General features: G+C 59.6%; 20 protein-coding genes, 1 tRNA gene and 1 rRNA gene. 13 read left to right on the forward strand and 9 right to left on the reverse strand.

The genetic code is table 11. The features are described from left to right. From rrf to tcdA, 3 genes are all read left to right on the forward strand, one after another. Positions 1-111: ribosomal RNA gene (gene rrf / locus AACW87_RS21755) — 5S ribosomal RNA — on the forward strand; the annotation flags it as partial. Positions 112-208: 97 nt separating this feature from the next. Continuing rightward, a tRNA-Asp gene (locus tag AACW87_RS21760) sits at positions 209-285 on the forward strand. A gap of 170 nt (positions 286-455) precedes the next feature. Beyond that, on the forward strand, positions 456-1313 hold the full coding sequence (gene tcdA / locus AACW87_RS21765) for a tRNA cyclic N6-threonylcarbamoyladenosine(37) synthase TcdA (protein ID WP_241326139.1): 858 nt from the start codon (positions 456-458) through the stop codon (positions 1311-1313). Here tcdA and AACW87_RS21770 read toward each other — a convergent pair. After that, on the reverse strand, positions 1298-1735 hold the full coding sequence (locus tag AACW87_RS21770) for a SufE family protein (protein ID WP_241326140.1): 438 nt from the start codon (positions 1733-1735) through the stop codon (positions 1298-1300). The genes tcdA and AACW87_RS21770 overlap by 16 nt on opposite strands. Positions 1736-1749: 14 nt before the next feature. Next, positions 1750-2970: an aminotransferase class V-fold PLP-dependent enzyme gene (locus tag AACW87_RS21775; protein WP_241326141.1), complete on the reverse strand. Its 1221-nt coding sequence runs from the start codon at positions 2968-2970 to the stop codon at positions 1750-1752. A 166-nt stretch (positions 2971-3136) separates the two neighbouring features. Between AACW87_RS21775 and rep the strand changes: the two genes are divergently transcribed. Beyond that, positions 3137-5149 carry a DNA helicase Rep gene (rep, locus tag AACW87_RS21780; protein ID WP_098981367.1) on the forward strand — a complete coding sequence of 671 codons (2013 nt, stop codon included), beginning with the start codon at positions 3137-3139 and terminating at the stop codon, positions 5147-5149. An 8-nt stretch (positions 5150-5157) separates the two neighbouring features. Here the strand turns inward: rep and AACW87_RS21785 are convergent, their stop codons facing one another. The 5 genes from AACW87_RS21785 to AACW87_RS21805 form a co-directional block, all read right to left on the reverse strand. Continuing rightward, positions 5158-7443, reverse strand: a complete 2286-nt coding sequence (locus tag AACW87_RS21785) for a putative bifunctional diguanylate cyclase/phosphodiesterase (protein ID WP_098981370.1) — start codon at positions 7441-7443, stop codon at positions 5158-5160. Between the two features lie 84 nt (positions 7444-7527). Next, a complete protein-coding gene (locus AACW87_RS21790; protein ID WP_042870432.1) occupies positions 7528-7983 on the reverse strand; it encodes a c-type cytochrome in 456 nt (151 codons plus the stop codon). A 200-nt stretch (positions 7984-8183) separates the two neighbouring features. Beyond that, positions 8184-9212 carry an L-threonine 3-dehydrogenase gene (tdh, locus tag AACW87_RS21795; protein WP_103472345.1) on the reverse strand — a complete coding sequence of 343 codons (1029 nt, stop codon included), beginning with the start codon at positions 9210-9212 and terminating at the stop codon, positions 8184-8186. A gap of 56 nt (positions 9213-9268) precedes the next feature. Further along, entirely contained in the window at positions 9269-10459 is a 1191-nt protein-coding gene (locus tag AACW87_RS21800) for a glycine C-acetyltransferase (protein WP_241326142.1), read from the reverse strand. A 115-nt stretch (positions 10460-10574) separates the two neighbouring features. Then, complete coding sequence (locus AACW87_RS21805; RefSeq protein ID WP_241326143.1) at positions 10575-11219, reverse strand: TetR/AcrR family transcriptional regulator; 645 nt, start codon at positions 11217-11219, stop codon at positions 10575-10577. A 146-nt stretch (positions 11220-11365) separates the two neighbouring features. On the opposite strand from AACW87_RS21805, the gene rfaD reads away from it, so the two are divergent. The 6 genes from rfaD to AACW87_RS21835 all read left to right on the forward strand — a co-directional run bounded on the left by rfaD (position 11366) and on the right by AACW87_RS21835 (position 18362). Next, positions 11366-12322 (forward strand): ADP-glyceromanno-heptose 6-epimerase, encoded by a 957-nt coding sequence (gene rfaD, locus AACW87_RS21810; protein ID WP_241326144.1) that lies wholly within the window; start codon positions 11366-11368, stop codon positions 12320-12322. 119 nt (positions 12323-12441) lie between these two features. After that, on the forward strand, positions 12442-14205 hold the full coding sequence (locus AACW87_RS21815; RefSeq protein ID WP_241326145.1) for a polysaccharide deacetylase family protein: 1764 nt from the start codon (positions 12442-12444) through the stop codon (positions 14203-14205). After that, positions 14206-15420, forward strand: coding sequence for an O-antigen ligase family protein (locus AACW87_RS21820; protein ID WP_241326146.1), 1215 nt, complete (start codon positions 14206-14208; stop codon positions 15418-15420). It begins immediately after the preceding gene. Then, a complete protein-coding gene (locus AACW87_RS21825; protein ID WP_241326147.1) occupies positions 15417-16082 on the forward strand; it encodes a glycosyltransferase family 25 protein in 666 nt (221 codons plus the stop codon). The genes AACW87_RS21820 and AACW87_RS21825 overlap by 4 nt, the downstream gene beginning before the upstream one ends. Positions 16083-16166: 84 nt before the next feature. Further along, positions 16167-17195, forward strand: coding sequence for a glycosyltransferase family 9 protein (locus AACW87_RS21830; RefSeq protein ID WP_241326148.1), 1029 nt, complete (start codon positions 16167-16169; stop codon positions 17193-17195). A gap of 54 nt (positions 17196-17249) precedes the next feature. Beyond that, on the forward strand, positions 17250-18362 hold the full coding sequence (locus AACW87_RS21835; RefSeq protein WP_241326149.1) for a glycosyltransferase family 9 protein: 1113 nt from the start codon (positions 17250-17252) through the stop codon (positions 18360-18362). Here AACW87_RS21835 and AACW87_RS21840 read toward each other — a convergent pair. Next, on the reverse strand, positions 18298-19365 hold the full coding sequence (locus AACW87_RS21840) for a glycosyltransferase family 9 protein (protein ID WP_241326150.1): 1068 nt from the start codon (positions 19363-19365) through the stop codon (positions 18298-18300). The genes AACW87_RS21835 and AACW87_RS21840 overlap by 65 nt on opposite strands. Positions 19366-19532: 167 nt before the next feature. Continuing rightward, positions 19533-20396, reverse strand: a complete 864-nt coding sequence (locus AACW87_RS21845; protein WP_103472337.1) for a YicC/YloC family endoribonuclease — start codon at positions 20394-20396, stop codon at positions 19533-19535. A 290-nt stretch (positions 20397-20686) separates the two neighbouring features. On the opposite strand from AACW87_RS21845, the gene rph reads away from it, so the two are divergent. The 3 genes from rph to AACW87_RS21860 all read left to right on the forward strand — a co-directional run bounded on the left by rph (position 20687) and on the right by AACW87_RS21860 (position 24749). Next, the gene (gene rph, locus AACW87_RS21850; protein WP_043142571.1) at positions 20687-21403 is read left to right on the forward strand and encodes a ribonuclease PH; all 717 of its coding nucleotides are present in this window, start codon (positions 20687-20689) and stop codon (positions 21401-21403) included. Between the two features lie 75 nt (positions 21404-21478). After that, entirely contained in the window at positions 21479-22132 is a 654-nt protein-coding gene (gene pyrE, locus AACW87_RS21855; RefSeq protein ID WP_241326151.1) for an orotate phosphoribosyltransferase, read from the forward strand. 196 nt (positions 22133-22328) lie between these two features. Beyond that, complete coding sequence (locus tag AACW87_RS21860; protein ID WP_241326152.1) at positions 22329-24749, forward strand: heavy metal translocating P-type ATPase; 2421 nt, start codon at positions 22329-22331, stop codon at positions 24747-24749. Positions 24750-24757 lie beyond the last annotated feature (8 nt).

Raw genomic sequence — 24757 nt, forward strand, 5'->3', positions numbered from 1 at the left:
GCGGCCATAGCGCCGTGGAACCACCTGATCCCATGCCGAACTCAGAAGTGAAACGCGGTAGCGCCGATGGTAGTGTGGCATTCGCCATGCGAGAGTAGGACACTGCCAGGCACCCAATTAAACAGCGCCGTGCACATCACGACGTTGGCCGAGAGGATGACACCTCATTGAAACGGCAGACAATTTAGCAAAAAGCTAACCAGACAGCGGAGCGGTAGTTCAGTCGGTTAGAATACCGGCCTGTCACGCCGGGGGTCGCGGGTTCGAGTCCCGTCCGCTCCGCCACTATTTGAAAAGCCCTGAACGCAAGTTCAGGGCTTTTTTTCATTTTGGATATCCAAAATCCAGCACTCGCTGCTATTCCTTCCCCTCTTCCTGTATCCATACCACCTCATCCGATGATGTCGTGGGCCCTTGTTGCCGCTATAATGGCCGCCCTCAAGCAAGGTGGTGGTATGAAAGCAGAATATCTACAGCGATTCGGGGGCATTGCCCGTCTTTATGGTCAGAACGCACTCGGCTCCTTCAGCCAGGCCAGGGTCTGCGTGGTGGGCATTGGCGGGGTGGGTTCCTGGGCCGCAGAGGCGCTGGCGCGGGCCGGTATCAATCAGATCACCCTGATCGATATGGATGACATCTGCATCACCAACACCAATCGCCAGATCCACGCCATGCAGGGTACGGTCGGCCGCCTCAAGACCGAGGTGATGGCGGAACGCATTCGGGCCATCAATCCCGATTGCGAGGTGATAGAGGTGGACGACTTCGTCACAGCCGACAACCTGGCCGAGCATATCAAGCGGGAGTTTGACTATGTGGTGGATGCCATCGATTCGGTCAAGGCCAAGGTGGCGCTGATCGCCTTCTGCAAGCGCAACAAGATACCCGTAATAGTGGCGGGTGGTGCCGGCGGGCAGATGGATCCGACCCAAATCACGGTGGCCGATCTCGCCAAGACCATTCAGGATCCGCTGGCGGCCAAGGTGCGATCCGATCTGCGCCGCCTGCACAACTTCAGCAAGAACCCGGCGCGCAAGTTCGGGGTGGAGTGTGTCTTCTCAACCGAGCAGTTGAGCTATCCCGACGGCAATGGCGGCACCTGCCAGGCCAAGGCGAGCAGCGACGGCAACATGAAGATGGATTGTGCCTCCGGCTTCGGGGCGGTGACGCCGGTGACGGCGACCTTCGGATTGGTTGCCGCTTCCCGGGTGCTAAAGAAGATTGCCGAGCGGGGGGCTAAAGTGGAGCGCCTTGAGGCAGCCGTGAAGGCGGAAGAGATACCACCGATGGCAGGGGATCAGACCGACGCCTGATCCCGGATCGCCAGCACTATTGCCCTGAGCCCGTTACCCCGTGACGGGCTCAGGTGTTTCTCCAGCCCCAGTTCGGTGAAATAGCCGTCCATATCGAAGGCCAGGATCGCTTCCGCCGTCTTATGGTTGAGCGCCGCCAGCACGATGACGATAAGGCCGCGCACGATGCGGGCATCGGAGTCGCAGGCGAAGTGCCAGCAGCCATCTTCGCTCTTTTCACCTTTCAGCCAGGCCTGGCTTTCGCACCCTTTCAGGCGGTGCTCTTCGGTCTGCCACTCGGCGGGCTGCGCGGGTAGCGACTTGCCGAGCTGGATGATCAGTCGGTACTGGTTCTCCCAGCCCTTGACGGCGGCGAACTGTTGACGGATAGCATCGGCGTCAGGCTCCCGGCCGATTTGGGTGTAGGTTGCGAGCTCGCTCATTTCAATCATCCGCCTTAGAAGAAGTCACTTAACTTGTGCAGGGCTGCCAGCAGGGCGTCCACGTCATCCTGATTGTTGTAGCAGGCCAGCGAGGCCCTCATGGTACCGCCGATACCAAGGCTCTCCATCAACGGCATGGCGCAGTGATGGCCGACCCGCAGCGCTATGCCCTGCATGTCGAGCAGGGTGGCAGCATCCTGCGGGTGGATCTCATCGAGCAGGAAGGAGACCGCCCCTGCCCGTTGTGCCGGTTCACCGATGAGGTGCAGACCCGGCACTTGCCGCAGCCCCGCCACCAGATAGTCGGTGAGTCTCTGTTCATGCTGTGCCAGCGCGCCTCTGTCTTGTTGTATGACAAAGTCGATGGCGGCAGCCAGGCCTATGGCACCGGCGATGTGCGGGGTGCCGGCCTCGAACTTGAACGGCAGGGCGTTGAAGGTGGTGCCGCTGAAGCTGACTCTGTCTATCATCTCGCCGCCCGCCTGCCAGGGGGGCATCCTTTCCAGCAATTCTACCTTGCCCCACAAGGCGCCGATCCCGGTCGGGCCATAGAGCTTGTGACCGGAGAAGGCATAGAAGTCGCAGCCTATGGCCTGCACATCCACCTCTAGGTGGGCCACCGCCTGGGCACCATCGATCAGGGTCAGAGCGCCGACCGCCTTGGCCGCTGCCACTATCTGCGCGACCGGATTGACGGTACCGAGCGCATTGGAGACGTGGGCCACGCTCACCAGCCGGGTGCGCGGTCCCAGCATGGTGTGATAGGCGGCCATATCGAGATCGCCCCGCTTATCGAGGGGGATGACCCGGATCACCGCGCCGGTGCGCTGGGCGACCAGTTGCCAGGGCACTATGTTGGCGTGGTGCTCCAGGGTGCTGAGGATGATTTCGTCCCCCGCCTTGAGCTCGCTCAGGCCCCAGCTCTGGGCGACCAGGTTGATCGCTTCCGTGGTACCACGGGTCCAGATCACTTCTCTGCTGTGAGGCGCCTTGATAAAGCGGGCGACCGTCTCGCGGGCGGCCTCGAAGGCCCGGGTGGTGCGGCTGCTCAGGGCATGGGCGGCGCGGTGCACGTTGGCATTGTCGGCACTGTAGTAGTGATTGATCGCATCCAGCACCGCCTGGGGTTTCTGGGTGGTGGCGGCGTTGTCCAGATAGACCAGAGGATGGCCGTTGACCTGCTGCGCCAAGGCCGGAAATTGGCCGCGCAGCCTCCCATGCTGTTGCTGATTCATGCTCCCCTCGTCATCATCTGGAAAAGTCGGCCATGATCCTGAAAATGGCGCTCGAACACAAGGCACACGATGTTTGCCGACTGATGGTGTGTGGCGCAGCGATGCGGCTCGCCCGCTGATTTCTGTTACAATGCCGCCCCTCATCATAAGCCAAGAGATCCGGCCCATGAAGCTCAACCCCAATCAGAACGAAGCGGTCAAGTTTGTCTCCGGCCCTTGCCTGGTGCTGGCGGGAGCCGGATCGGGCAAGACGCGCGTCATCACCAACAAGATCGCCTATCTGGTGCAGCAGTGTGGCTATAACGCCCGTAACATAGCGGCCGTCACCTTCACCAACAAGGCGGCGCGGGAGATGAAGGAGCGGGTTGGTCAGACCCTGGGCCGCAAGGAGGCGCGGGGACTCATGGTCTCCACCTTCCACACCCTGGGCCTCGACATCATACGCCGCGAGCACAAGAGTCTGAATCTCAAGGCTAACTTCTCCCTGTTCGACGACACCGACCAGCTGGCGCTGCTCAAGGAGCTGACCGAGGCTGAGCTGGATAACGACAAGGACAAGCTGTCGGCCCTGATCAGCCAGATCTCCAACTGGAAGAACGACCTCATACTGCCGGCGCGGGCCATGCGTATCGCCCAAGGGCCGGAAGAGGTGCTGATGGCCCAGCTCTACGAGCGCTATCACCGCCAGATGGTGGCCTACAACGCACTCGACTTCGATGACCTTATCGTGATGCCGACCCTGCTGCTCAAGAGCAATGACGAGGTTCGCACCCGCTGGCAGAACAAGATCCGCTACCTGCTGGTCGATGAGTATCAGGACACCAACACCAGCCAGTACGAGCTGGTGAAGCAGATAGTCGGCGAGCGGGCCCGCTTTACCGTGGTTGGGGACGATGACCAGTCCATCTACTCCTGGCGTGGCGCCAAGCCGCAGAATCTGGTGCTGCTCAACGAAGACTTTCCGAGCCTCAAGCTCATCAAGCTGGAGCAGAACTACCGCTCCAAGGGACGCATTCTGAAATGCGCCAACATACTGATCGCCAACAACCCTCACGTGTTCGACAAGGCGCTCTTCTCCGAGCTCGATTACGGGGTGCCGGTCAAGGTGCTGTTTGCCAAGAACGAGGAGCACGAGGCGGAGCGGATCGCCGCCGAGCTGATGGGCCACAAGTTCATGAACCGCACCCGCTTCAAGGATTACGCCATCCTCTACCGGGGCAACCATCAGTCGCGCATCTTTGAGAAGGCGCTGATGACCAACCGCATCCCCTATCGCATCTCGGGCGGTACCTCCTTCTTCTCCCGTACCGAGATCAAGGACATCATGGCCTACCTCAAGCTGCTGGTGAATCCGGACGAGGACACCGCCTTCCTGCGGGTGGTCAACCTGCCGCGGCGGGAGATAGGCCCCACCACGCTCGAGAAACTTGGCCAGTATGCCAACCAGCGCGGCAAGAGCCTGTTTGCCGCCAGCTTCGAGCTGGGGCTGGAACAATCGCTCTCCGGCCGTGGTCTGGTGGCCCTGCAGGCCTTCACCAACTGGCTGGTGCGTCTCGGCGATCAGGCCCTGCGCGGCAACCCGGTGGAGGCGGTGCGGGACATGATCAAGGAGATCCACTACGAGGAGTGGCTCTACGAGACGTCCCCCAGCCCGAAGGCGGCCGAGATGCGGATGCAGAACGTCTCCACCCTCTATCGCTGGATCACAGAGATGTTGGAAGGGGATGAGCTGGAGGAGTCGATGACGCTCGCTCAGGTGGTCACCCGCCTTACCCTGCGCGACATGATGGAGCGCAACGAGGGGGAGGATGATGCGGATCAGGTGCAGCTGATGACGCTGCACGCCTCCAAGGGGCTGGAGTTCCCCTACGTCTTCATGGTGGGGATGGAGGAGGGCCTGTTGCCCCACCAGACCAGCATAGATGAAGACAATGTGGAGGAGGAGCGACGTCTCGCCTACGTGGGTATCACCCGCGCCCAGACCGAGCTGACCTTCACCCTCTGCAAGGAGCGGCGCCAATATGGCGAGTCGGTGCGGCCCGAGCCGAGCCGCTTCCTGCTGGAGCTGCCCCAAGACGATCTGGAGTGGGAGAACCAGAAGAAGGTGACGGCCGAGGAGCGCCAGCAGAAGGGGCAAGTCGGGGTTGCCAACCTGAGGGCGCTGTTCAAGAAGGATTGAGTCGGCGGCTAGCCGCGCTCACTCTTGGTCTGGGTGAGCAGGGGTGTGATATCGGCTCCCGGCATGGGGGGGGAGATGTAGCGCCCTTGCCCCATCAGGCAACCCATGTCGATCAGCTTCTGCAACTGCTGCTGGTTCTCGATGCCTTCGACCACCAGGGTGAAGTCCAGATCCTGGCAGATGTCCCGCATGGCGCGGATCAGCGCCAAATCCTTGGGGGATTGCAGCATGCGATGGGTGAAGCTGTCATCCACCTTGATGTAATCCACCGGGAAGTGGAACAGGGCGTTGAGGGAGGAGAAGCCGGTGCCAAAATCATCCAGACTGATCTGAATGCCCTTGGCCCTCAGTTCGTGCAGGGAGGTGAGGGCATCCGAATCCTGCCGCGACAGCTCCCGCTCGTTGAATTCAAAGATCAGATAGCCAGGCGCTATCCCCTCGGTTTCTATGATGTCCATCAGCCGCATGATCTGCTCGTGATTGACCAGATGCTTGCCGGAGAGGTTGATGGCGACCTTGAACTTGCTCTGGCCCGAAATGGGCAACCACTCTTTCAACTGTTGGCAGGTGTGGCGGAGGATCTGGTAATCCAGCTCCTGAATGAGGCCGCACTGCTCCGCCAGCGGGATGAAGTCGAAAGCATCCTTGAGCACTCCCTCTTCGGTGATCCAGCGCGCCATCACTTCCAGTCCGGTCAGGCGGCTGTCCTTGAGCCGGATCACCGGCTGGAAATAGGGCAGTATGCGACCCTCGCGCAGGGCCCTGGCCAGCATCTCTTCCGGTGAGGCCCAAGTCTGGGCAGAACACTCTTCCGAATAGCTGACGATACGGCTGCGCCCGTTGCGCTTGGCCTGATACATGGCCAGATCGGCTTGATGGAGCAGTTGGCTGATGTCGGTGGTCTGCTCCGATACGCTGGCCACCCCCAGGCTGACCGTGATGCTCAGCTCGTTGCCTTGCAGCCGGAAGGGATAGGAGAGGCGGCTGATGATGCGATTGAGCACAGGGCTGATATCGTCCTCATTCTTGCTGTTGTCCAGATAGATGACGAACTCGTCCCCGCCCAGCCTGGCCACCATGTCGTTCTGCCGGATGCAGGTTTGCAGACGGCGGCTCATCTCCTTCAGTAGTTGATCGCCTGCGCCATGACCCAGGGTGTCATTGACCTGCTTGAAATGATCCACATCGATGAAGATCAGCGAGAACCCGGGGGACTTGTAACGGTGGAAGTGGGTCATGGCATGGTTGAGGTGGTTCATCAGCAGGGCCCGGTTCGGCAACTGGGTCAGCGGATCGTGCAGGGCATCGAACTGCAGCCTGCGCTCCAGCTCCTGATGCTGCTTGAGCTGCTTCTGCAATCTCAGATTGGTCTGCCGCAGCTGTTGCAGGCGTTGATTGATGGAGTCTTCCGAATTGATATCGTGCAGCTGTTGCCGGATCCGTCTCAGCTCCAGCAGCAGGGTTAGCTGGCTGCGCAGGAAGTCGAGGAACAGCCGATCGTCCGTCTCCAGCGGCTGCGGGGTGCTGATGATGAAATGGGCGAAATATTGCTGCTGCAGCCGCAGAGGCTGGCTGTACCAGAACAGCTGCTCCCTGTGCTGCTCCATGTTGTTGGTGCTGTGACACATGCCTGCGATGAACTCATCGCCGTGCAGCGGCAGTTCGGGATAGATCTTTTCCAACTGGTGGCTGTCGATGCGCACCAGCAGCATGTCCTGGATGCTCAGCATCTGGCGCAGCACGGCTTCCAGCTGGGAGAACAGGGCCTGGCTGGGCAGGGTATTGGCCAGGCGAATGATGCGATTGATGCTCTCGATTTTTTTCTGCCAGTCCGGATCCTTGCGGATGAGCGGAGAAGCCAGTTCCGAGAGTTGCGAGCCGGCCTGGGTTTCATTCAATCGCTTGGCGAGGCACTCCAGCAGCAGGCGCAGGGTGGGCAACTCCTTGGGCTGGCTGCAGGCCAGCAACCACTGCACCTGGCCATGCTCAATGGGAAACACGCACCAGCCCTGGGCTTCATCAAGCTGGGTCAGCTGTTCTGTGAGTCGTGATTCCTCCAGCCCCAGCTGCAGTTTGAAACTGTCGGAAATCTGATGTTCGCATACCCAGTGCAGCCCAGCCTCTGACAAGCCCAGCATGCCGAAATGCTGCAGCGGGCAGAGCTGGTCCAATTGCTGGATCAGGGTGTCGTAATCTTTGGGCGTGGCAGAGGAGGGGGCAGGGAAATCCATAATAGCGGACACCAACGCCAGCAAGGGAGTCGAATACTGTGGTGCTATGGGTTGCGCTGACATAGAAACTCCCGGTTTGCCTACCCTACAAAGAGTAGCCGGAAGTGAACAGATTGAAAGGGCCGCAATTGCGGCCCTTTCAATCACTTAGAGCTTGTCGATCATATAGTGAATGGCGTTTTCGATCTCTTCATCGCTACAGGTGGCGCAAGTCCCCCGTGGCGGCATGACGCCGGTCTTGCCAGCGAAGCCTTCGATGGCATGTTTCTTCAATGTATCAATGCCTTGGGCAATACGTGGCTCCCACGCTGCCTTGTCACCGCGTTTCGGTGCACCGGCAATCCCCATGTCATGGCAGGCGAAGCAAGCGCCCTTGAACACGGCCTCGCCATCGCGTGGGCCTGAGGGGGCCGCCGTCGCAGGAGCTGCGCCTGCGGTCGCAATTCCTTCCAGATCCTTGGCGGTATAGACTTGACCGACAGGCTTGATCCGTTCGGCAATCGCTTCCGGTGACATATCATCGGCAGCAAGCACCACGCCGGACAGACTGGCAGCCGTCATCCCGACAACCAGCAAATAGCTCAGTTTTTTCAACACGCTCATGTACTCCCAGCAGGCTTTTATTATCCCTAGAAAACGACTGGATTATAACCGAATAGTTACAGCCATTTAAACGCTTGTGTGTGAAGTGTTAAGCACTCTGCGTGCAAAGTTTCTTCGTCAGATCACAAACTGGCGAGGAGAGGCGCAGAAAAAGAAACCCGGTCTTCACCGGGTTTCATGGGATTGAGGCGCCGGGAGGCTTATTTATCCCAGCTGAGGATCACCTTGCCGGACTGGCCGGAGCGCATGGCATCGAAGCCCTGCTGGAAGTCATCTATATCAAAACGGTGGGTGATGATGGGGGAGAGGTCCAGTCCTGACTGGATCAGGCTGGCCATTTTGTACCAGGTCTCGAACATCTCGCGACCGTAGATCCCTTTGATAAACAAACCCTTGAAGATCACCTTGTTCCAGTCGATGGCCATGGTGGCGGGCGGGATGCCGAGCATGGCAATCTTGCCGCCGTGGTTCATCTTGTCGATCATGTCCTGGAAGGCGCTGGGCACGCCGGACATCTCCAGCCCCACGTCGAAGCCTTCGGTCATGCCCAGCTCGCTCATCACGTCGGAGAGTTTTTCCTTGGCCACGTTGACGGCGCGGGTGGCGCCCATCTTGCGGGCCAGCTCCAGCCGGTATTCGTTGACGTCCGTGATCACCACATGGCGGGCGCCCACGTGGCGGCAGACGGCGGCAGCCATGATGCCGATGGGGCCTGCGCCCGTGATCAGCACGTCCTCACCCACCAGGTCGAAGGAGAGGGCTGTGTGCACTGCGTTGCCGAACGGATCGAAGATGGCGGCCAGCTCATCGGGGATGTTGTCCGGCAGCTTGAAGGCGTTGAAGGCCGGGATCACCAGATACTCGGCGAAGGCGCCCGGACGGTTGACCCCGACGCCTATGGTGTTGCGGCACAGATGGGTGCGGCCGGCGCGGCAGTTGCGGCAATGGCCGCAGGTGATATGGCCTTCACCAGAGACGCGATCCCCCACGGCGAAGCCGCGCACTTCCTGGCCGATGGCGACCACTTCCCCGACGTATTCATGGCCGACCACCATGGGCACCGGAATGGTCTTCTGGGACCAGTCGTCCCAGTTGTAGATGTGGATGTCGGTGCCGCAGATGGCGGTCTTGCGGATCTTGATCAGCAGGTCGTTGTGGCCGAGCTCGGGGGCCGGTACGTCCGTCATCCAGATGCCGACTTCTTTGTGCAGTTTGGAGAGTGCTTTCATGGTTGTTCCTTCACGATGAATGCAGAAAAAAGGGGCGTTCGGCCCCTTGATTCAAATCAGATAACGCCGAGTTCACGGCCGATGCGGATGAAGGCATCGATGGCCTTGTCCAGCTGCTCACGGGTGTGGGCGGCGGACATCTGGGTGCGAATGCGCGCCTGGCCCTTGGGCACGACCGGGAAGGAGAAGCCCACCACATAGATGCCGGCAGCCAGCATGCGGCTCGCCATCTCGGAGGCCAGCTTGGCATCCCCCAGCATCACAGGGATGATGGCGTGATCGGCACCCGCCAGGGTGAAGCCGGCGGCGCTCATCCGCTCGCGGAAATACTGGCTGTTCTCTTTGAGGCGAGCGCGCAGCGCGTGGCCGTCGGCCAGCATGTCGATCACCTTGATGGTGGCCGAGACGATGGACGGCGCCAGCGAGTTGGAGAAGAGATAGGGGCGGGAGCGCTGGCGCAGCCAGTCGATCGCCTCCTTCTTGCCCGAGGTGTAGCCACCGGAGGCGCCGCCGAGCGCCTTGCCCAGGGTGCCAGTGATGATGTCGACCCTGTCCAGCACGCCGCAGTATTCGTGGGTGCCGCGGCCGTTCTCGCCGATGAAGCCGACGGCGTGGGAGTCGTCCACCATCACCAGGGCATCGTATTTGTCGGCCAGATCGCAGATGGATGTGAGGTCGGCGATGACCCCGTCCATGGAGAAGACCCCGTCGGTGGCGATCAGCTTGAAGCGGGCGCCGTCGGCGTCAGCCTGCTTGAGCTGGGCTTCCAGCTCGGCCATGTCGTTGTTGGCGTAGCGATAGCGTTTGGCCTTGCACAGCCGCACGCCGTCTATGATGGAGGCGTGGTTGAGGGCATCGGAGATGATGGCGTCTTCGGCGCCGAACAGGGTCTCGAACAGGCCGCCGTTGGCATCGAAGCAGGAGGAGTAGAGGATGGTGTCCTCGGTGCCGAGGAAGGTGGACAGCCTCTGTTCCAGCACCTTGTGATTGTCCTGGGTGCCGCAGATGAAACGCACCGAGGCCATGCCGAAGCCGTGGCTATCCAGCCCCTGATGGGCCGCTTCGATAAGGTCCGGGTGGTTGGCCAGCCCCAGATAGTTGTTGGCACAGAAGTTCAGTACCTGCTCGCCACCCACCGCAATCTGGGCCTGCTGGGCCGAGGTGATGATGCGCTCCTGCTTGTACAATCCTTCCGCCTGCACCTGGCTAAGTTGCTCGGTCAGGTGACGATAGAATCCGTTAGACATCCTCGATCCTCATTGGCTATTTCAGCTGATTATCAACAATGGGCAGTATTTTACTGCAATCTGTTGCGGTGAATTCAAATGATTGTGCTGATATTCAACAATTGTGAAACAGATCTCACCCTGCTGGTTGGGCCAGTTGGCGGTAATGCTGCTCCAGCTGGCGGATCTGCCCGGCCACCTGGGGCTGTACATAGGGGCGCAGCAGGAACAGCACCCGCAATACCCCCTGATAGAGCAGCGGCTTGGTGATGCGGGTATTGGGCGCTTGGGCAATCTGGAACGGGATCCAGCAAGTCACCACCATCTTGATGGTCTGGCCAAGGTCGGGCAGGTCTTCGTCGTTGACGTCAATGATGCCCCCCTCACGCAGGCTCCTGAGCAGGGCAACCACGGAGGAGCGCAACTGCTCCTGGGCCTTGAGGTATTTCTGCTGCAGCGGCTCATCGCGACTCAGGATGTCCGGTAGATTTGCGTAGAAGAAACGGAACTGCCACATCAGATAGAAGATGGCATCCAGGTAGCCCATCAGGTTTTCCAGCTTGATCTCGTGACTGCGCGCCGGGGTGAAGCTCTCGCTCAGGTGGCGGGCGTATTGATCAAAAATCGAGTGGATGATGTCTTCTTTATTCCTGAAGTGGTAATAAAGGTTGCCAGGGCTGATGCCAAGATGGGCGGCAATGTGGTTGGTGGTGATGTTGCGCTCACCCTGATCGTTGAACAGCTCTGTGGCGCTGTGAATGATCCTGTCTCTGGTTTTCATCACTGTTCCCTCTGGCGGGCCCGTTGCATCAAGGTCGAATCCCCTTGCGGCCCGTGATAAACTTTTCGGCAATTTCAAATTGGCTCACTATACACAGCTTTAACAAGCAGTCACACGTGACCATCAACGTACGCGAGGCAAACTCCATGATCGTAGTAACTGGCGGTGCTGGCTTTATCGGCAGCAATCTGGTCAAGCAGCTGAACGCTCAAGGACGGACCGATATCGTGGTCATCGATGACCTGACCGACGGCACCAAGTTCGTCAACCTGGTCGATCTGACCATTGCCGATTACATGGATAAGGACGAGTTCCAGGCGCGGATCGTCTCCGGTGACGAGTTTGAAGAGTGGGACGACGGCATCGAGGTTATCTTCCACGAAGGTGCCTGCTCCGCGACCACCGAGTGGAACGGCAAGTTCATCATGGAGGTCAACTACGAGTACTCCAAGGATCTGTTCCACTACTGCATCGAGCGGGAAATTCCGTTCATCTACGCCTCTTCCGCTGCGACCTACGGTGGCCGCAACGACAACTTCATCGAAGATCCCAAGTTCGAGCAGCCACTCAACGTCTATGGCTACTCCAAGCAGCTGTTCGACCAGTACGTGCGCCGCTGGATGCCGGAGATAAACTCCCAGGTCGTGGGTCTGAAGTACTTCAACGTCTACGGTCCGCGCGAGCAGCACAAGGGCTCAATGGCTTCCGTCGCCTTCCACCTCAATACCCAGGTGAAGAAGGGTGAGAATCCCAAGCTGTTCGAAGGCTGTGACGGTTTCCCGAACGGTGGCCAGATGCGTGACTTCATCTATGTGGATGACGTCTGCAAGGTGAACCTCTGGTTCTGGCAGAACCCGCAGCACTCCGGCATCTTCAACTGCGGTACCGGTCGTGCCGAGCCGTTCCAGAACGTGGCCGAAGCCGTTATTCAGCATCATCAGAAAGGGGCAATCGAGTACATTCCCTTCCCGGATCACCTCAAGGGTCGCTATCAGAGCTTCACCCAGGCAGACATGACCAGGCTGCGCGGTGTCGGTTATGACGCCGAGTTCAAGACAGTGGCCGAGGGCGTGGCCGACTACATGGCCTGGCTCAACTGCTAACGGGTGAGCACAAGGCGGCAGTGTTGCGCGCAAAACCGGAAGCAGGCACTCGCCAGCTTCCGGTTTCTAGCGTCTGTTACGACTTGCCGTTCCTCTCTTCTCTACCGGGTAACCGCGCGATGAACATATTGATGGCACTCTCCCAGCTCGAAGTGACGGGAGCTGAGGTCTATGCCACCACGGTCGGTAACGAATTGACCCGGCGTGGTCACTACGTTTTTTACGTTTCAGACACGCTGACCAAGCCCACTCTGGGTGCGGTGTTCAAGCTGCGTTTCAACAAGCGCAGCATACTGCGCCGCTTCTGGCATGTGTTTTATCTCATCTACCTCATCAAGAAGCATCACATCCAGTTAGTGCATGCACACTCCCGAGCCTCCGGCTGGAGCAGCTATGTGGCCTGCAAGCTGACCGGTACTCCCATGATCACCACGGTTCATGGCCGCCAGCCGGTGCACGCCTCCCGCAAGGCTTTCCATGCCCTCGGGTTCAGGGCCGTGGCCGTCTGCGAGGATATTGCCCACCAGATCATCGACAATCTGGGGGTGGATCCGGCCATAGTGCAGGTGCTGCGCAACGGCATCGAGAGTGACAAGTTTCAGCCAGTGCCGGCCCCGCACAACGCCAGGCCGGTGATCGCCATCATTGGCCGGTTGAGCGGGCCCAAGGGTGAGCTCTGCTATCGCCTGCTGGACGAGGTGCTGGATCTGGATGCCTGTCAGGTTCGGGTGGTGAGCGGCAGCCAGCTGCCCGAGCGTTTCCACCGCTTCCAGAAGCAGGTCGATTTCGTCGGTTATGTGGATGATGTGCCTGCGCTGATGGCGCAATGCGATCTGGTGATCGGTGCAGGCCGGGTGGCGATGGAGGCGTTGCTGTGCGGGCGTCCCGCTTTTGCCATCGGCGAGGCCAAGGCCATCGGACTGGTGGATGAATCCAATCTGGCCGAGGCGCTGGCCAGCAACTTCGGTGACATAGGCCCCAAGGATCTGGCGATCGACTTCAGTGCCTTGAAGACAGAGATAGCACCCGCATTGGCCAGCAAGAGTGTGCCTGAGGCCATTCGCCAGCGCATTCAGGATGAGTACGGCTTGCAGGGGGTCGTATCCGGGCTGGAATCCATCTATCAGGATGCCGTGGTCGAGACATTGCGCCGCGAGATGCCTGTTATCATGTACCACCGCTTCATCGAGCATGACAGCGAGAAGGGGGTACATGGTACCTGGATGCCGATTGCCATGTTCGAGAAGCATCTTCGTTTAATGAAATGGTTGGGTTATGAAACTCTGACCTTCCGCGATCTGGCGGACAAGGGCTTTATTTATCGCCTTGAATACGGCAAGAAGTACCTGATGATCACCGCCGATGACGGCTATCAGGACAACCTGACCCGCATGCTGCCACTGCTGGAAAAATATGGTTACAAAGCAGTGGTATACGTGGTCACGGGAGAAGGTTATAACCGCTGGGACGTGGAGCATGCGAGCAACCCGGACACCCGGGTTGACCTGATGAATGGCGAGCAGCTCAAGGCGCTGACGGCCTCTGGCCATGTGGAGATCGGTGGTCATACTTTGACCCATCCTAGGCTGAGCAAACTTGCACCCGAGCAGCAAGCTCATGAAATAAGAGAAAATAAACGGCAACTAGAGTCCCTGCTCGGCCACCCTCTGCTGTCGTTCGCCTACCCTTATGGGGATATAGACGAGAGCGCCAAGGTGCAGGCACAGGCCGCAGGCTACCGTTTTGCCGTGGCGACCAACAGCGGTCCCAGAACCATGCACCAGGACCCTTTCCGGATCCGTCGCATCGCCATTTTCCCGCGTACCGATGTTTTTGGCCTGTGGCGCAAAATCCGGGGTAACTATGTCTTCAGGAAATCTTGATTGATGCTCAGCAGAAGCCTTGCATTGCTCGATAGAACAACCACAGCCCTGTTTGCGCTGACCATCCTGTTTTCCTTTTGCGGCTTGTTTCTGGCCCCTGCCGGCCAGAGCATTCAATCCAATCTGCTGGCCGTGACCGGCATATTCGGTTTGTTGAATTACTTTGTCGGCAAACAACGGGATGTCGGGCTCAAAGACCGTCGCATTCTCTGGGGGCTGCTGGTCTATGCCGCCATGATCTTCGTGAACCGGTTGATTCACGGTGATCAATACGGGGTCATGCGCGGGCTGTTTTATGTCGTCGTCTTTGCGCTGATGATGCCGCGCAAGCCGATCCTGTTGATGCTGGGTTATCTGGCCATTGTACTGGGCGGGATGGGATTGGGCATCCTCAGCATCTGGCAATACCAGCACGGCATTGCCAGGGTGGAAGGCTTTACCAACGCGATTCTCTTCTCGCAGGCGGCGCTGACGCTGGCAATCCTCAACTGGTTTGTCTTTCAGCAGAGGCGGCTGCCAGGATGGTTTCGGAGGGGGGCTCTGATTGGCCTGATTGCGGCCCTGTTTGCGCTTTATCTCTCCCAGAGCCGGGGGGTCTGGCTCGCATTCGGAGTGATCCTCGCCTACGTCATCTGTTACAAGGCCTATTTCAAGCCGTGGAAATACATTGCGGTGGCCATCCTCTGCATGGCTACGACGGGGGCAATATATCAAAATAATCAATTGGCACAGGCTCGCATACTCTCCGCAGTATCTGAATACAAGTTGGTAGAAGCAGGTGCATATTACTCGTCTTGGGGCTTGCGCGTCATTGCTTGGCAGAGTGCCTGGCTGGGATTTCTGGATTCACCCTTGGCTGGGGTGGGGACAAACGGATTTGACGCACTGAAGCGAAGCCAGGCTGAGAGCGGGGTACTATCACCATCTATTCTCAGCTCAGAGTTAGCTCATGCCCATAACCAATATATGCAGAACCTGGTAGTTCGAGGCGGTATCGGATTTATTGCACTTGTGATATTTCTTGGCCTGCCGCTCTATTTTGCCGCGAAAAATATAAACAGGATTTCTGCAGGGGTACTGGTGCCTCTGGCGTTTGCGATTAATTCGCTAAGCGATGTTCCGTTTGAACATCAAGGGGTGCTCTATTTGTACACGCTCAGCCTGGTTTTCATCTGGTTTGCCCATGAATTTGAAAAGGATACCTGTACGTCATGATTCCGGTTTTTGTCATCAGTTTGGCTCGCAGCGTTGAGCGGCGGGCGATGGTTGTACAGCAGATGGCGCATCTGGGCATCAATTTCGAGTTTGTAGATGCGACCGATGGGAAAGCATTGAGCAGTGCGGAACTTGCCAAGGTTGATTTGGAGCTGGCCAAAGAAGTGTGTGGCCATGAACTGAGTTTTGGCGAGATTGGCTGTGCCATGAGCCATATCCGGGTTTATGAGCGCATCGTCGCCGAGGGAATTGATCGCTGCGTGGTGTTGGAAGATGACATTTACCTGCACATGCACAGCAAGGCGATCATCGAGACGATAGTGCACTCCTGCCATTCGGAGATCGTCTTCCTGCATCATGGCAAAGCCAAGCGCTGGCCAATTCTTTCCTCCTTGCCGGGTGGTTATCGGCTTGCCAGATATCTGACACCGAGTCGCGCCTCCAGGAGAGGGATCCTGTCGACCGCAGGGTATGTTCTGACCCTGGCAGGGGCGAAGAAATTATTGCAGTGTGCTTATCCGCTGCGCATGCCTTCCGATTATCTGACTGGTCGCCTGCAGCTTAATGGCCTAGCTGCCTCCGGTGTTGAGCCCTGTTGCCTGGATGTGGATCTCTTTACCACCACGATTGATGATCGGGCTTACGGCCACTATCTGGAATAGGCGGGTTGTCCTGGCCAGGATTGGGGTCAGTAACCCCCCTGCTATCCTGACCGGCGAAGTAGGGCCATACATGCTGGATAATCTATGAATTTCAAAAAGTTGCTTACCCATTCCATTGCCAAGTGGGTCATTGGCAGCCAGCCTGCTGCTATCCCGAGCCCCGTCGGAACAGAAGTGGCAAGCGTGCTGCTGGTCGGTTATGACGCCATCGGCGACTTCATTCTGTCATTGCCCGCCATTGCGCAGCTCAGGCGCCTGTATCCAGCCGCCCGATTTGACCTCGTGTGCAGCCAGCGCAATGCACTGCTGGCGGCATCTGTGCCCGGTATTGATCAATGCCATGTGATCACCCTGAACGACACCCTGTTGCCAGCGGGCATGTGGTGCAAACTGCGCGAGCTCAGGCAACGGCACTATGACGTGGTCATCAACCTGTTCGATGAGCCTGACGATATCGCCATGACCAAGCTGTTGTTGCTGGCCAATGGTCGATTGCAGTCATTGCCCCTGCGCTTCAAGAGCGAACAGCAGCAGAAGTTGCTGCCGCTGTTCAACAAGAAGGCCACCATAGTGCCGTCACGCCCGATCCGGGATCATTTCGTCTATCGCATGCTCAGCGTGGCGGGGGATCAAACGGATGTACTGGTCACCATACCATCGCCCTGCAATGAACAGCTGGATACCAGTGGCTATGGGCGTTATCTGCTGGTCAATCTGACCGGCAGTCAGGTGGGCAATTCGATGGCGGATGAGCAAATCAACGGCATTCTGGCTCAATTGCCTGTGTATGCTGGGGTTTCCTATCTGGTCTTCTCCAGGCGCCCTTTGGCATGCCAGCGGCAGGACATGACAGCCCTGTTTCCCGACACCATTCTAGATGCGGCAAAGATTATCAAGGATGCGCAGGGTGTCATCTCGACCGATACCTCCATCATCCATATCTCGTCTTCGTTCGGGGTGCCCACCCTGGTGTTGATGAACAACGAGTCCTGGCGCGATGCCTTTATTCCACTCTCTGGCCGCAATATCATCCTGAGATCGACCACGGACAACCTTTCCGCGCTTTCGCCTGCCGAGATCAGCCGTCAGGTCGATGCCTTGATGGCACTCTAGTCACGTCAGACAGTTATCATACCTTCCCAATTCAACGGCCATCTTGGTGGATTCATGTCATTAATCAACGACCTGCAACTCAAACGTGACATTCTTCGCCGCAAGATGGGACGGTTCCTGTTTGATCGAAAACGGCCTGAACCCACCAGGGAGAGCGAGGGAAAAGTCGTCCTGCTGCGCTGGGATGCCAAACTGGGCGATGCGATCGTCTCGTCCTGGGTGGCCCGCGAACTAAAGCGGGTCAACCCGGCACGCGAGGTGTGGATCGTGACAACGGCAGCCATGGCTCCCCTGTTTCGCGATCATTTCGGCATGGATAGGGTCATCGAGGTGCCCAAGCGCCCCGGTTATTGTCAACTCAGGCGGCTGGCACAGTCACTGGGGGAGGTTGGTTGCATGGTTCATTTTGGCAAGATGTTGAAGATGAAGGATATCTTTTTCATCAGCCAGGTCAGGGCAGATTGGGTCGCCGGCATGGACGATGCCCTGCAGGCCATCAATCTCAAGCTGGGAGCCGCGTCCAGCGGCATGCACTTCTCCGACAAGTTTGCCCTGCTGTTGAATCGACTCGGGGTGGCAGACCCGGATCGGCGCTACATCATCCCCGCTTTGGGTCAGGAAGCGTCGGTTGCGAGCTGGTGGCCAGATGATGTCGTGCTCTGTTTCAACCCTTATGGCAGCGGCAGTTCCCGCCGTCTGAAACCTGAGCTGATCCGGCAGATGCTGGAGAGGATGCTGGACGCCTGCCCATTTGCCATCTGTCTGCTTTATCCACCGGGCATGGAGGCTGAAGTCGCGGGGATCCGGGCCGGACTCTCCCGACCCGAGCGCATGGTATTGTCACCCGATGCACCCTCGCTGGCGGGCCTGTTTGCCCAGTTGCGTCAGAGTCAGGGCCTCATCTCGGTGGACACGGCGACCATACATATCGCCGCCGGGCTGGAGCAACCCATTCTGGGTCTCTACAACCCGGATATAGGGGGTGGCAACGAGAATTTCCTGGAGTGGCATCCCAACTCCCCGTCAGCGACCGTCCTGTTCTCGGAGAATCTCCGCGAACAGGACATCAACTCTCTCAACCTGACCGAGTTCGACCGGCTATTCAGGCAGTGGCTGCTTGCCAATCAGGCAGCGTTGTCAGTCGGGCAATCACCAGCTCGGGTGTGATGGCGCGCAACAGGGTCTCATCGATGAAGTCCTTTTCCGCATTCTGCGGCAGCTGGAAAGCCGGTCCCTTGGCATCGAAGATATCGATGGCCTGATAGCGGGGGTGGTTGACCGGATTGGCGATGATCTTGTCGCCGCCGGGGGCCACTATGGTCAGCAGGGGCAGGTCTATGGCCTGGGCCATGTGGCGGGGGCCCGTGTCGTTGCCGACAAAAAGCTGGCAATGGGCAAACAGCCCCACCAGCTCCCGTACCGAGCGGGTCTTGATCTGATCAAACACGCTGCCCTGCAAGGCGGTAGACAGCAGCGGCTTGAGACCGCGGTTGTACTCCTCTTCCCCCGGCCCGCAGTAGATCAGGATCTGGGCGTTGTGCTGTTCGATGAGCCACTGGGCAACCTGGGCGAAGCAGTCGATGGGCCAGCGCTTGTAGTGCCCCAGCGAGTTGACGCCCATGGCGATCAAGGGCCGTGCGAGATCGACGCCGGCCGCCTGCAAGGTTTCCCGTCCCTGCTGTTTCTCCTCTTCGCTGAGCCAGAGATGGTAATTGCGATCTTCTTTGGCCAGTTTGAGCGGCTTGAGCAGCGAGAAGCGGTCGTCGATCAGGGTACTGTTGCCCTGGAATTCGGTGTCTTTGCGAAAGCGCACTATGCGGTTGTGGCCGAGCCGCCAGGGGAAGGAGTCAAATCCTATCCGCAACCTGGCGCCGGAGAAGAGGCAGGTCAGCAGGCCTATCATCTGGCCCTGGCTGTTGACCACCACGTCATAGTGTTCGCGGCGGATAGCCAGCAGCAGGTCTTTCATGTAGCGCCAGTCGTTGCGCCTGGCTTTCTCTATGATGAGGAGTCGATCGATATTGGGATTGCCCTGCGCCATACCCGCGCAATAATCCATGACCAGATAGTGAACTTCCCCGGTTGGATCGTTCTGCTTGAGGTTGTTGCACAGCGCGGTGGAGATCAGCACATCCCCTATCTGTTTGGTTTGTACTACAAGGTATTTCATAAGGCAGGCCTCAATAGAGGTCGTTGTTGAGCATCAGCGTGACAGCATACCGCACAAGCGAGTCAGATGCTGTCGGCCAGGAATGAAAATCCGATCTGGCTCAAGCCAAGGGTAGTGTGGTGCAGGCATTGAGTAGAAGCCCGTCGTTGACGGGCTTCTTGCATCCATTACTCGATGTTCTGGATCTGCTCGCGCATCTGCTCGATGAGCACCTTCAGCTCGACGGCAGACTGGGTCACCTCGGCGTTGATGGACTTGGAGCCCAGCGTGTTCGACTCGCGGTTGAACTCCTGCATCATGAAGTCGAGACGGCGGCCACAGGCGCCACCCTTCTTCATGATCTTGACGGTTTCGCTGATGTGCATCTCCAGGCGATCCAGCTCCTCGGCCACATCGATCTTCTGGGCCAGCAGCACGATTTCCTGCTCGATACGGGCCGGATCCAGTTCCACCTTGGCTTCGGTCAGGCGATCGGTGAGCTTCTGGCGCTGCCACTCGATGATCTGCGGCAGGTGTATGCGCACCTTCTTCACTTCCACCTGGATGCCGTCCAGACGCTGCTGGATCAAGTTCTTGAGATTGGCCCCTTCGCTGGCGCGGGAGGCGATGAAGTCTTCCATGGTCTGGTCAAACCCGCCGAGCAGCTCGGTGGCAACCGCGTCCATGTCCTGCTCGGCGGCGGCCATGACACCCGGCCAGCGCAGCACGTCGACCGGGTTGAGCTGGCCTTGGCCCGCTTCTTTCATTACCCAGTTGGCGCTGTCGATGATGAGCCTGGCCAGCTCTTCATTGATGTGCAGCTGGCTGGCGGCGGCCTGAGCGGCTTCGAAACGCAGGTTGCACTCCACCTTGCCGCGTTGCAGCTTGGCACGGAAACGCTCACGCAGCACCGGCTCCAGGCTGCGCAGTTGCTCCGGCAGACGGATATAGGTTTCCAGATAGCGCTGGTTGACCGAACGAATTTCCCAAACGGCTGTGCCCCAGTCGCCCTTGAATTCCTTGCGGGCGTAGGCGGTCATGCTGTGAATCATTGATTGTTCCGGGCTTGATGAAGTGTGCGGCCAGTATACTCAGCCAGACTTGTCCCGTCAGCCATAGCCGTGGCTTTAGAACCCGTTCCGGCTTTTGTGGGACAGAGTTGAGCCGGGCCCGGTACTGCCCCGGCTCATGAACGAGGGTGATGGACGCCGGTTTCTGTGCGCTCCCTCGCCCTTGCGATGACTGCTCACGACCGATGATGAACGGCGTCTTAGCGGCTGATATTTGGGGCTGGATCACTTATACTCCTTCGCCAATTTGAGCCAGCCCAGAGGTCCGTTCCATGTCACGTCCAAGCGATCGCAGTGCCGCGCAACTTCGCCCGGTTACCATTACCCGCAATTTCACCAAACATGCAGAAGGCTCAGTGCTGGTGGAGTTCGGTAACACTCGCGTGCTCTGCACCGCCAGCGTCGACACCAGCGTTCCGCGCTTCCTGAAAGGGAAGGGTCAGGGTTGGGTCACCGCCGAATACGGCATGCTGCCGCGCTCCACCCATTCGCGCATGAACCGTGAAGCCGCCGCCGGCAAGCAGAGTGGCCGCACCCTGGAAATCTCCCGTCTGATCGCCCGCTCCCTCCGTGCTGCCGTCGATCTGACTGCGCTGGGCGAGCACTCCATCACGGTGGACTGCGACGTGCTGCAAGCCGATGGTGGCACCCGCACCGCCGCCATTACCGGTGCCTGCGTGGCCTTGGTGGACGCGCTGAACTGGATGGTAGGCAAGGGCATGCTCAAGCAGAGCCCGCTCAAGCAGATGATTGCTGCCGTCTCCGTCGGCATGTATCAGGGCGAAGCCATCTGCGATCTGGAGTACATCGAAGACTCCGCCGCCGAGACCGACATGAACGTGGTGATGACCGAAGATGGTCGCATCATAGAGGTGCAGGGCACCGCAGAGGCGGAACCCTTCACCCATGAGGAGCTGCTGGCGATGCTGGGGCTCGCCAAGGGCGGCATTGAAGAGATCATTGGGCTGCAGAAGCAGTCGCTTTCATAATTTTAAAAACGCGGCATTGACCGCGTTTTTTTATACCCCCACACAAGTAAACGACAAGCCAAGCAAGGAGCCAGAATGAAAGCCTACCAGCGTCAATTTATCGAGTTCGCCCTGGAGAAACAGGTCCTCAAATTCGGTGAATTTACCCTGAAATCCGGTCGTAAAAGCCCCTACTTCTTCAACGCCGGTCTGTTCAACAGCGGTCGCGATCTGGCCCGCCTCGGCCGCTTCTATGCCGCTGCCCTGATGGATGCCGGCATCGAGTTCGATGTGCTGTTTGGCCCGGCCTACAAGGGGATCCCCATCGCCTCCGCCACTGCAGTGCAGTTGGTGGAGCAACACGACGTGGATGTGCCCTGGTGCTTCAACCGCAAGGAGGCCAAGGATCACGGCGAGGGCGGCAATCTGGTGGGCAGCCCGCTCAAGGGGCGCATCATGCTGGTGGACGACGTCATCACCGCCGGCACCGCCATCCGCGAGTCTATGGATCTGATCCAGGCCAACGGCGCCTCCCTGGCCGGGGTGCTGATCGCGCTGGACCGTCAGGAGAAGGGCAAGGGGGAGCTCTCTGCCATTCAGGAGGTGGAGCGCGACTACGGCGCCCACATCATCGCCATCATCCAGATGGCGGATCTCATCGCTTATCTGGAAGAGCAGCAGGCGGAGCGGCCGGAACTGGCCGAGCAGCTGGTTGCCATGCAGGCTTATCGCGCCCAGTACGGTATCTGATAGTCGGCTGGCCTTATAAGGCGTGACGTCAATACGGCGGCGCCCGTCGCCTGCCCGTGGGATCCGGCAGGGGGCGGGCGCCGTTTTTTTCATGTTTAAAAAAGTGCGTGTCGTGGCTTGAGCTTGCCCTTACAGTAAAGGTTAGGGTTTAGCGGTCGGCAGCCAGTTTGGCCGATTGGTTCCGAGGAGGAACAGCATGAGCACCCAACTTCAACCCCCCATTCATCTGCAACTGCCGCTCAGCGGCATGAGCTGCGCCAACTGCGCCAGCCGCATCAGCACAGCCCTCAACCAGCTCGATGGCGTGACAGCCACCGTCAACTTCGCGCTGGAGCAGGCGGCCATCGAGCTAGGTGACCCGGCCCGCTTGCCCGAGGTACTCGACAGCATCACAGGGCAGGGTTACGGCTACGGCCACGAGACCCTCTCCTTCCAGATCAGCGGCATGACCTGTGCCGGTTGCTCCGCGCGTCTCAACAAGATGCTGGCGGCGCTGCCGGGCGTGCTCTCGGCCGAGGTCAATTTCTCCATCGAGCAGGCCCGTATCGAGCTGGTGCCCGGCATGCTGACCCCGGCCTCGTTGCGCGAACAGATAGAGGCGCTCGGCTTTGGTGCCCAGCTGGCACAGGGCTCGGCCAGTGCGCGCCGCCAACAGTTACAGGCGCGTGAAGAGCAGGAGGCCGCCGCCGCGCACAAGGCGCTGATCCAGGTTGTTATTTCGGCCCTGCTGACCCTGCCGCTGCTGGTGGGCATGATCGCCATGGCGGGGCTGCTGCCCTGGCATATGCCCGCCTGGCTGGAGCTGGTGCTCGCCACCCCGGTGCAGTTCTGGATCGGGGCCCGTTTCTATCACGGCGCCTGGCTCGCCCTCAAGAACCGCGCGGCCAATATGGATGTGCTGGTGGCGACCGGCACCAGTGCCGCCTACTTCTACAGCCTTTACCTGCTGCTGACGCTGGGGATGGCCGCCAGCGGCAAGCTCTATTTCGAGGCGAGCGCCATCATCATCACGCTCATTTCGTTGGGCAAACTGCTGGAGGCCCGCGCCCGCCGCAGCACCCAGTCCGCCATTCGCGAACTGATGGCGCTGCGGCCGGAAACCGCCACCGTCTGGCGTGGCGAGAGCTGGCAGAACCTGGCCATCGACGAGGTGCTGCGCGGTGACAGGCTGCGGGTGCTGGTGGGCGAGCGGGTGCCGGTGGATGGCAAGATAGTGAGCGGCGAGAGTGAGCTGGATGAATCAATTCTCACCGGCGAGAGCCTGCCGGTGCCGCGGGGTATCGGGGAGAGCGTGCTGGGCGGCGCCATCAACCGCTCCGGCGTGCTGGAGATCGAAGCCACCACAGTGGGGGAGGATTCCAGCCTCAGCAAGATCATCGCCCTGGTGGAGAGCGCCCAGATGGGCAAGGCCCCGCTGCAACAGCTGGTGGACAAGGTGTCCGCCGTGTTCGTGCCTGTGGTGATGGCCATAGCCCTGTTCACCCTGCTGGTGTGGTACGCCATCGGCAACGACTTCGGCCAGGCACTGCTGGCCGCCGTGGCCGTGCTGGTGATCGCCTGTCCCTGCGCGCTGGGGCTGGCGACGCCAGCAGCCATCGTCACCGGCACCGGGGTGGCGGCCCGTCACGGCATCCTGATCAAAGACGTGGATACCCTGCAGAAGGCCCACGCCATCAAGGCGCTCATCTTCGACAAGACAGGCACGCTCACTCAGGGGCGGCCCGTGCTGGCGAGCTGGAGCGGCAATGCCGAGCAGTTGCGGCTGGCAGCCGCCTTGCAGCAGGCGAGCGAGCATCCGCTGGCACTGGCCATGCGTGAGGCGGTCGGCACAGACGTGGTGCTGCCCCAGCCGGAGGAGGTCGAGGTGCGGGTCGGTGCCGGGATCAAAGGCTTGGTGGCGGGCCATGAGGTGGCCATCGGCAACGCCGCCCTGCTGGCTCAGCTCGGGATTGAGCAGCCGCAGCAGGATGAACAGCCTGCCGACGGTGCGACCCGGGTCTGGGTCGCCATCGACGGCGTGGCCGTCGGCATAGCCGCCCTGGCCGATACCCTGAGGCCGGAGAGCCCGGAAGCCATCGCCACCCTGCGCCAGCGCGGCATCGCCAGCTGGCTGGTGAGCGGCGATGCGCCGGCACCCGTGGCCCATATCGCCGCCAAGCTGGGGCTGGACGGGGCGTTCGACTCTGTGCTGCCCGCCGGCAAGGTAGACAAGGTGGAGGTGCTGCGCGCACAAACCAGCGGGCTGGTGGCCATGGTGGGGGACGGGGTGAACGACGCCCCTGCGCTGGCGGCGGCGGATGTGGGCATCGCCATGGGCTCAGGCTCGGACGTGGCGATGGAGACGGCCTCCATCACCCTCATGCGATCGGATCCCAGGCTGGTGGCCGATGCCATCGACATTTCGGCGGCCACCTGGCGCACCATACAGCAGAACTTGTTCTGGGCCTTCGTGTTCAACATCATCGGCATTCCGCTGGCGGCACTGGGCTATCTCAGCCCCGAGCTGGCGGGCGCGGCCATGGCCCTGAGCAGCATTACCGTATTGAGCAATTCCCTGTTACTGAAACGCTGGCAGCCCAAGGCGGGCACCCATGCCGGCGCTCACCTGGATTCGTAAGGAGTCAT

This window comes from Aeromonas sp. MR7 (genome assembly GCF_963899385.1).
Taxonomy (GTDB): Bacteria; Pseudomonadota; Gammaproteobacteria; order Enterobacterales; family Aeromonadaceae; genus Aeromonas; species Aeromonas bestiarum.

Excerpts from the sequence above, each read along its gene's own strand:
- AACW87_RS21775 (WP_241326141.1), bottom strand. The coding sequence starts at position 2,970 with ATGAATCAGCAACAGCATGGGAGGCTGCGCGGCCAATTTCCGGCCTTG.
- tdh (WP_103472345.1), bottom strand. The coding sequence starts at position 9,212 with ATGAAAGCACTCTCCAAACTGCACAAAGAAGTCGGCATCTGGATGACG.
- AACW87_RS21815 (WP_241326145.1), top strand. The coding sequence starts at position 12,442 with ATGAACATATTGATGGCACTCTCCCAGCTCGAAGTGACGGGAGCTGAG.
- rep (WP_098981367.1), top strand. The coding sequence starts at position 3,137 with ATGAAGCTCAACCCCAATCAGAACGAAGCGGTCAAGTTTGTCTCCGGC.
- tcdA (WP_241326139.1), top strand. The coding sequence starts at position 456 with ATGAAAGCAGAATATCTACAGCGATTCGGGGGCATTGCCCGTCTTTAT.
- pyrE (WP_241326151.1), top strand. The coding sequence starts at position 21,479 with ATGAAAGCCTACCAGCGTCAATTTATCGAGTTCGCCCTGGAGAAACAG.
- AACW87_RS21800 (WP_241326142.1), bottom strand. The coding sequence starts at position 10,459 with ATGTCTAACGGATTCTATCGTCACCTGACCGAGCAACTTAGCCAGGTG.
- AACW87_RS21840 (WP_241326150.1), bottom strand. The coding sequence starts at position 19,365 with ATGAAATACCTTGTAGTACAAACCAAACAGATAGGGGATGTGCTGATC.
- AACW87_RS21785 (WP_098981370.1), bottom strand. The coding sequence starts at position 7,443 with ATGTCAGCGCAACCCATAGCACCACAGTATTCGACTCCCTTGCTGGCG.
- AACW87_RS21860 (WP_241326152.1), top strand. The coding sequence starts at position 22,329 with ATGAGCACCCAACTTCAACCCCCCATTCATCTGCAACTGCCGCTCAGC.
- rfaD (WP_241326144.1), top strand. The coding sequence starts at position 11,366 with ATGATCGTAGTAACTGGCGGTGCTGGCTTTATCGGCAGCAATCTGGTC.
- AACW87_RS21825 (WP_241326147.1), top strand. The coding sequence starts at position 15,417 with ATGATTCCGGTTTTTGTCATCAGTTTGGCTCGCAGCGTTGAGCGGCGG.
- AACW87_RS21770 (WP_241326140.1), bottom strand. The coding sequence starts at position 1,735 with ATGAGCGAGCTCGCAACCTACACCCAAATCGGCCGGGAGCCTGACGCC.
- AACW87_RS21830 (WP_241326148.1), top strand. The coding sequence starts at position 16,167 with ATGAATTTCAAAAAGTTGCTTACCCATTCCATTGCCAAGTGGGTCATT.
- AACW87_RS21805 (WP_241326143.1), bottom strand. The coding sequence starts at position 11,219 with ATGAAAACCAGAGACAGGATCATTCACAGCGCCACAGAGCTGTTCAAC.
- AACW87_RS21790 (WP_042870432.1), bottom strand. The coding sequence starts at position 7,983 with ATGAGCGTGTTGAAAAAACTGAGCTATTTGCTGGTTGTCGGGATGACG.
- AACW87_RS21835 (WP_241326149.1), top strand. The coding sequence starts at position 17,250 with ATGTCATTAATCAACGACCTGCAACTCAAACGTGACATTCTTCGCCGC.
- rph (WP_043142571.1), top strand. The coding sequence starts at position 20,687 with ATGTCACGTCCAAGCGATCGCAGTGCCGCGCAACTTCGCCCGGTTACC.
- AACW87_RS21845 (WP_103472337.1), bottom strand. The coding sequence starts at position 20,396 with ATGATTCACAGCATGACCGCCTACGCCCGCAAGGAATTCAAGGGCGAC.